Origin of the sequence: Kineococcus vitellinus, assembly GCF_009906315.1 — a bacterium.
In the GTDB taxonomy this organism is placed as follows: domain Bacteria; phylum Actinomycetota; class Actinomycetes; order Actinomycetales; family Kineococcaceae; genus Kineococcus; species Kineococcus vitellinus.
Genome location: NZ_JAAALL010000303.1, coordinates 1 through 5,133, shown reverse-complemented (window position 1 = coordinate 5,133; position 5,133 = coordinate 1). Strand labels below are relative to the sequence as shown.

Sequence of the window (5,133 nt, the reverse complement as noted above, 5' to 3'; positions counted from 1 at the left end):
GCCCCAGCACCCCACCCCTCAGGAGCGGAGCGGCGAGCACCACCACGTCGCGGGCCAGCAGGGCCCGCTCGGCTGATCCCAGGGCGCCCACCCACCACACCGTCGGGCCCACCACGACAGCGTGCTGCCCAGCCGGAGAAGCCGTGCAGGAGGACACCCCCGTGCGTGACGTGCAGCTGACCCACATCGGCGGACCGAGCACCCTCATCGAGGTCCACGGCTGGCGCATCCTCACCGACCCCACCTTCGACGCACCCGGGCGGCGCTACTCCTTCGGCTGGGGCACCGGCTCCCGCAAGCAGACCGGACCCACCCGCACCCCCGACCAGGTCGGCCCCGTGGACGTCGTGCTGCTCACCCACGACCACCACGCCGACAACCTGGACACCCTCGGCCGCCGCGTCCTCGAACGCACGGCGACGGTGGTCACCACCCGGGCCGGTGCCCGGCGCCTGCGCCGCAGCGCCGGCCGCGCGGCCGGCACACCCGACAGCACGCCCGGCGGCGGGGTCGACGGCGGGATCGGCAGCGGGGTCAGCAGCGGGGTCATCGGTCTGGCGCCCGGGCGCAGCACCGTGCTGCACGCCCCCGGGCGGACACCGATCACCGTCACCGCCACCCCGTGCCGGCACGGCCCGCGCTTCAGCCGCCCCCTCGCCGGGGCGGTCATCGGCTTCAGCCTGGCGTGGGAGTCCCAACGGCGAGGCGTCCTGTGGATCACCGGTGACACCGTGCTGCACCCCGCGCTCGAGCGCACCGCACGCCGCCTGCACGTGGACACCGTCGTCCTGCACGCCGGTGCGGTGCGCTTCGGCCTCACCGGGCCGCTGCGCTACAGCATGGACGCCGACGAGGCGGTCCAGCTGTGCGAGCTGCTGCAGCCGCGCTCGATCGTGCCGGTGCACTACGAAGGCTGGTCGCACTTCACCCAGGGCCGCGACAACCTCCGACGAGCCTTCGGCCGAACCCCCCACCTGGCGGCGCGAGTGCGCTGGCTGCTGCCGGCGCACCACGGCAGCTCTGCACCCAGCCAGCGGTGACCCGTCGGCCGTGGAACTGCCCGGTGCCAGCACCGCCCCGGGGGCCGGAACGTCGCGGTCGATGCCGGTTCCCTCGCCGACCTCGTGGCCCGCCGGCGCCGCCTCTGCGCCGACGCCTCTCCACCACGACCCGCGGTGGAGCGTGGAGGCACCGCTGACCAGCCGGCGGTCGCTGCGCGAGCCTGAGGAGAACCGCCAGACACGTCCTCACCCACACCCCGAGGTGAAGATCGCACGTGCTGCACCTGTCCCACGACCACCACCTCCACGTGCACGAGCGCCTGCAGGAGGCGTGGCTGTCGGTGCGCTCCGGCATCGAGCCCTCGACGGTCCTCTCCTGGAACCGGGTCGACCGCAGTGTGCACCCGGGAGTGCGGGGGAAGTGCGACGTGGCGAGAGCGCAGCGTCGGACCGGTGCGACTGCGCACGGTCGAGGACAGCCGCGGACACCTCGCCGACCACTGGTGCGAGCGAGGCCACGTGCTGCTGGTGCTGCAGGGCCACCTCACCACCGGACTGACCGGCGGGAGCAGGGTGGAGACCCGGGCCGGGAGAGCTGTCGCACCGGCGATGGACCCGGGTCGGCTCACCGCTCGAGCACCGCTGTCGGTGCGCGCCTCCTCGTCGTGGGCTGGACGACCCGGCACTGCGGTCGGCGGAACTCCTCAGCGGCGGCGACGGGGAAGCGGGGCAACCGCGCCCTCAGCGTCGTCGACGACGATTCAGGGTTCGAACCTTCCGTCACGTCCGGGATGGTGCTGCTCGGGAATGGCCGAGCAGCACCAGTGCGCAGGGTGGCGCCCTGGACGTCGGCTGCGCGGCCGAGACGGGAGCCGCACGCGAGGTCGATCGCCGGCCGCCCACCACCCCGCCCTGGTCGGCGTAGAGGCGCCGGAACGCGCCCGACACCGAGTGCGGGCCCGCACTCGCCGTCCGGTAGCTCCAGCACAGGCCCCACCCTGGTGGTCCTGCTGGACGACACGCCCGTCGCTCGACACCTCCTCCGAGCGCGGGTGGCAGCACCGGCGCAGTGACCTGCTCGAGTTCTGGGACGTGCTGCACGCCGACGCACGACGTACCGGCACTGGCCCTCAGGAGTACCCTGAGCACCCGCTGCTGCAACCCGCTCGCACCAGGGAGCGGGCTCGTCCCAGACCGGCGCACCGGCCTGATCCGTCCTCGTCCCGGATCCACCGTCGACGAGGCGACGCCGGTCACGACAGCACGAGGTCACAGCAACGCACGCCGAGGTCGGGTGGCCACCATGCACACCGCGCTCCTGCTGTTCCTGCTGCTGCTCCTCGCGCTCGGCGCGCTGTGCGCCGCCGCCGCGATCAGCGGCGGCCGGCGCGCACCGGCCGGCTGCCGCCTGGGCCCCCGCACCCGCCGCAGGCGCTGGGTCCTGGCCGCCCTCGCCCTCCTGCTGACCGGCAGCGCCGTCACCGGCCTGATCACCGCACCGCAGCGGGCGACGCCCCCGAGCGCGAGCGGACCCCTCAGCCGGTCCGGGGTCGCCGCCAGCTACGGGCCCCGCTGCGAGGAGCTGCTGGAGCCGTTCGCGGTGGTACCGGACGCCGACGTGGGACCGGCCCAGCAGCTGCCGTTCTGGGCCGGCTACCTGGTCGCCCTGCGGACCGTGACCGACGAACTGCGGGCGCTGCGGGTCGACGCCGGCGCCCAGCCCGCCGTCGACGATGTGATCAGCGCGCTGGTGGCCCGCACCGCCTCCCTGGAGCGTGAGCTGCAGATCTGGTCCAACGGGGTCCCCGAGGACATGGCAGCGGCCATCGCGGCGTCCGCCGACGCCAGGGTCCGCGACAGCGAGCTGATGGCCGCCTTCGACGACCTGGGACTGGACGGCTGCGGGGCCGCCGAGGGCGGCGCCGCGTGAACGCGGACAGCGGGGGGGTCGCCGCTGAGACCGCTCCACCGGGGCGGCGTGATCGCCGGCGGCGGTCAGGACGGCAGCACGTCCGGGGCGATCTCGTGCAAGCGGGCGGCCACCGCCGCCTCCAGCCGACTCAGGGGGGCGATCTCGAAGAACGACGAGTCGAGCTGGTTCCACACCCGGTCGTCCTCGCCGGAGAGCTCCTCCCAGCCGGCGGGTCGAAACCGCAGGTACTCGTCGCGGGCGCGAGCCACGAGCGCGGCGACGTCGGCCAGACCGAGCCACCGGAAGCCCGCGACAGCGTCGTCGACCAACCGCACGTCCCCGCTGGAGAAGGTGTTCTCGATGCCGCCGCCGACCAGGCCGCCGTTCTCGGCGATGCCGTGCAGGGCCAGCGCCGCCCCCAGGCAGCGCAGGCCAGGCAGCACCGAGGCGTCCTGACGCTCGTAGGCGTGGACGGCGCGGACGGTGAGCGCGTCGATCAGCGGGGTCATCGTCTGCGGCCTCCAGTTGTGAGCAGGTGGGCTCGAGACGCTAGCGCCCACCTCAGACGCTCTGGTGGACGCCGCCCAGGCCGGTGCTGCCTGCGGGTGCTGTCGGCGATCGCGCGGCGTCCCCGGTGCGAGGTCGTGCGCACGGAACCCTGCGACCATGCCGCCATGACCGCACGCCTGAAGGGTCGCCGACGCCATGCCGACCGCCTCCTCGACGACCTGACGCGGTGGGCCCAGGGCCGGCCCCACGTCCAGGCCCTGGCCGTGGTCGGCTCCTACGCGCGCGGGCACGAACGCATGGCCAGCGACGTCGACGTCGTGATCCTCACCGAGGACATCGACTCCTGCTCCCTCGCCAGCGGGTGGTTCGATCGACTGCGGCCCGGCAGCATGCTCGTCAGGGCGGCCACCTGGGGGCCCGTGCGCGAGCAGCGCTACCGCCTGCGCTCCGGCCTCCTGGCCGAGATCGGCCTGGCTCCCACCGCCTGGGCCGACGTCCCGCTGGATGCGGGAACGCGCCGCGTGCTGGGTGACGGGCACCGCATCCTGCACGACCCGCACACCGTCCTCGCCCGCGCCGCAGCAGCGCTGGAAGCTTCCGCGCGGTAGCCGGTCCCACGCCCGTTCACGACACCGTCTCCGCGGTCGTCGCGCCGTCCGCCCGCTCCGGGTGGTCGGCGACGCCCGCAGGCGGCGGCGTCCGCCACGGAGCCACGGGCGCCCGCCCGTGCTCCTCACTACCGTCGGTGGGGTGCACAGCCTCGACGAGCCACCCCCCGCCGCCCCACCGACCCGCAGCGCCGTCATCGTGCCGGTACCCGCCGCCGAGCACGCCGTCGCTGCCCACCGCGCACACCTGGACCGCGCCGCCGGCTGGGGTGTGCCGGCCCACCTGACCGTGCTCCACCCCTTCCTGCCCCCGTCGCAGCTCGACGAGCAGGCCCTGAGCGCCCTGGCCGCAGCGGCCGCCACCGTCGGCGGCTTCGACGTGACCTTCGCCGCGACCGCGTGGTTCGGCGCTGAGGTGTTGTGGCTGGCGCCCACCCCCGAACAGCCGCTGCGGCAGCTGACCGCCGCCGTCTTCTCAGCCTTCCCCGACCACCCGCCCTACGGCGGCGCCCACGGCACCGACCCCGCCGATGTCCAGCCGCACCTGACCGTCGCCGAACGTGCCCTCGCCGGGCCGGACGGCCTCAGCGCCCTGCAGGCAGCCGAAGCGGACGTGCGGACCCGACTGCCGTTCAGCCAGCACCTCGACCACGCCCTGCTGATCACCGGCTCCGAGCAGCCGCGCTCGTGGCGCACCCTGCGCCGTCTCGAACTCGGCAGCCGGTAGGACCCGCCGACGCACGACCTCACGGTCGTCCCGCCCTGTGGACGAGGTGAGGGTCGTGGCGCCCGGCGGGACGTCCCGGCCAGCTCACCCGGAGGAGCGGGATCGTCCCCTGCACCGGCGGCAGCAGCGTTCGCCCGCCGAGTGGCGACCACCAGCACCACCACCGCCGCGATCCCCCCACCGCCGCGAGCGAGGGCAGCCGGGCTCGCGCCACCCCAGCGAGTCATGGCGCCGCCGACAGGCTCACCGAGAAGATGGCGACCATGAGACCCCCGGGCGGGCACCATCGAGCTGAGCGAGGCAGAGCTGCGCGAGACCACACGCTTCGCCGCGGCCGGCGCGGCGCCGCCCTGCGCACCACCGGGTGGGCAGGGT

The 5,133-nt window shown here is 74.8% G+C and carries 5 protein-coding genes; 4 read left to right on the top strand and 1 reads right to left on the bottom strand.

What is annotated here, in order from left to right:
- The first annotated feature begins 161 nt into the window (after nt 1-161).
- Together GTQ99_RS19515 and GTQ99_RS19510 are read left to right on the top strand one after the other, a co-directional pair.
- Nucleotides 162-1,040: an MBL fold metallo-hydrolase gene (locus GTQ99_RS19515; RefSeq protein ID WP_166617372.1), complete on the top strand. Its 879-nt coding sequence runs from the start codon at nt 162-164 to the stop codon at nt 1,038-1,040.
- 1,264 nt (nt 1,041-2,304) lie between these two features.
- Nucleotides 2,305-2,931, top strand: coding sequence for a hypothetical protein (locus tag GTQ99_RS19510; RefSeq protein ID WP_166617371.1), 627 nt, complete (start codon nt 2,305-2,307; stop codon nt 2,929-2,931).
- A gap of 65 nt (nt 2,932-2,996) precedes the next feature.
- On the opposite strand, the gene GTQ99_RS19505 is transcribed toward GTQ99_RS19510, so the two are convergent.
- A complete protein-coding gene (locus GTQ99_RS19505; RefSeq protein ID WP_166617370.1) occupies nt 2,997-3,422 on the bottom strand; it encodes a DMP19 family protein in 426 nt (141 codons plus the stop codon).
- 165 nt (nt 3,423-3,587) lie between these two features.
- Here GTQ99_RS19505 and GTQ99_RS19500 point away from each other — a divergent pair, with 165 nt between their 5' ends.
- Both GTQ99_RS19500 and GTQ99_RS19495 read left to right on the top strand, forming a co-directional pair.
- Complete coding sequence (locus GTQ99_RS19500) at nt 3,588-4,031, top strand: nucleotidyltransferase domain-containing protein (RefSeq protein WP_166617369.1); 444 nt, start codon at nt 3,588-3,590, stop codon at nt 4,029-4,031.
- Nucleotides 4,032-4,173: 142 nt separating this feature from the next.
- Nucleotides 4,174-4,758: a 2'-5' RNA ligase family protein gene (locus tag GTQ99_RS19495; protein WP_205707840.1), complete on the top strand. Its 585-nt coding sequence runs from the start codon at nt 4,174-4,176 to the stop codon at nt 4,756-4,758.
- The last annotated feature ends 375 nt before the right edge of the window (nt 4,759-5,133 follow it).

Bases quoted from the DNA above. Each gene is read 5' to 3' on its own strand.
- GTQ99_RS19510 (WP_166617371.1), top strand. From the start codon at position 2,305: ATGCACACCGCGCTCCTGCTGTTCCTGCTGCTGCTCCTCGCGCTCGGC.
- GTQ99_RS19505 (WP_166617370.1), bottom strand. From the start codon at position 3,422: ATGACCCCGCTGATCGACGCGCTCACCGTCCGCGCCGTCCACGCCTAC.
- GTQ99_RS19500 (WP_166617369.1), top strand. From the start codon at position 3,588: ATGACCGCACGCCTGAAGGGTCGCCGACGCCATGCCGACCGCCTCCTC.